Annotated in this window: 2 protein-coding genes and 1 pseudogene; all 3 read right to left on the bottom strand. The window is 51.6% G+C overall.

The window, feature by feature from the left end:
- Window positions 1-184 (bottom strand): bifunctional adenosylcobinamide kinase/adenosylcobinamide-phosphate guanylyltransferase (locus Q7P41_RS05275; protein ID WP_303882729.1); only part of this gene is annotated, 184 nt, incomplete at its 3' end.
- Window positions 181-1179 carry a nicotinate mononucleotide-dependent phosphoribosyltransferase CobT gene (gene cobT, locus Q7P41_RS05270; RefSeq protein ID WP_303882727.1) on the bottom strand — a complete coding sequence of 333 codons (999 nt, stop codon included), beginning with the start codon at window positions 1177-1179 and terminating at the stop codon, window positions 181-183. The genes cobT and Q7P41_RS05275, both read right to left, overlap by 4 nt.
- A gap of 35 nt (window positions 1180-1214) precedes the next feature.
- Window positions 1215-1531: pseudogene (locus Q7P41_RS05265) on the bottom strand (hypothetical protein); the annotation flags it as partial.

The following is a 1531-nucleotide window of genomic DNA, read 5'->3' as shown; positions in this document are numbered from 1 at the left end:
CCTCCCAGGTATCCCACGATGCCGGCCTTTCCTTTTTGTGTAGCGATATGCGTCGCTTCATCTCTTCATCCTTAGCGCGCGCTGTTGCAAAAAAGGTCACCGGGCCTTTGTAGCCCTCCATAAGCTTCTTTGCGAAGCTGCTCTTGCCGCTCCTTGCTCCGCCAAGTACAAGCGTTAACCTCATGATGTCATGCCTTCCATTAAATCTCCGTATATCTGTTCCGCTCTTCTTAGGACCCTTTCTAGGGGGACTCCCAAGTAATTAGCATACCATAAAGCACCGCCAGCCCCTACCCCTTCCTTTACGTATCCCTTCTCGTAATCCGAAAGCCCCCTGAAGGGCGACTGCGATAGGTCCATGGAGACCACGTGAGCTTTTACGCCCAGTTCTTCGGCCAATTTGGCGAAGTTGGCCGAACTGTCAGAGGCCACATATTTCGTGGTGGCAAGCTCTATCATGCCATCGTATCCCTCATTTCTCAATACGGCAGCAATGGCAAGCATCTGCGTTCCGCCCGCAAGTATCAACCTTGAGTTGGCATATGAGCCCATTGCCAGCCCCGAGACTGCTGCCTGCATCGGGTCGCCTAAAAGCGCCACAGCCTCTAGGCCTCTTCCCCTAAAACCGCCCTCTTTTATCCCATATTTGCTACAGCATTTTTCCCAAACCTCGAGCTTCAAGTTTGAGGGATTATGGGGACTTGCGGAGGACACCATCCCGTCGTAACCAAGGGCTTTTAAGACCAGGAAAGCGGAAGTTGTGCCACCGGGAATGGACTCTCCTATCACGAGCAGTGGGTTAGTGGAGGCCAAAACATTGCCCAGCTCCTTGGCCCATGAGTATATCTTTTCCACTTCATCCACTGCGGGATTTTCCAGCGGGTTTGACCCTGGCTTTGAACCCATCTCGACGTAGGGACATTTGGGTGGCAGGAAACTTCCAGCCCTTAACACCATGACCGGAAAATTTGCCTCTTCGCGGGCTGCCCTGGAAAAAATGGCAGGTGTCGGATGGCCTTCGGGGTCCACGGGCAGTGCCGAGGTGGAAAGGCATTTTCCCCAAAACAGGAATTCGGCATCACAGGGTACCGTGTACTTTATGGCCTCTGGGTTTGCTCCTGCTGCAGAAAGGTTAGGTATCTTGCTCAGATCAGTATTGGCGATGCACAATAAGAACATTGCAAAGTCTCCTTTTGATGAAATTTATGATTAAATCATGGGGTTGGCTCTTCGACTACCTCTTGTATGGACAGGATAGCGTTCTCTGCCAACGATATGGTTACCGGTTCCTTAAGGGGCTTCATGTTCTCATCGTAAAACACGGTAACATCGGGATATTGCACCATCCCCTGCTTGACCGATACCACCAGTCCGGTATAACCACTGGACAGCCTCACCCATGTTCCGATCGGGTATGGCGCCACTATATCGAGAAATTGCTTACATACCTCGGGATCGAATAATACCCCCCATGTTTTCTCTGACATAGGCGTAAGCCTCATGGGGAGGAAGCGACTTCGTGTATGGCCTT

It is taken from the genome of Acetomicrobium mobile (assembly GCF_937920065.1).
Note: the sequence above shows the minus strand (reverse complement) of the source record. Positions and strands in the feature narration are given on the sequence as shown.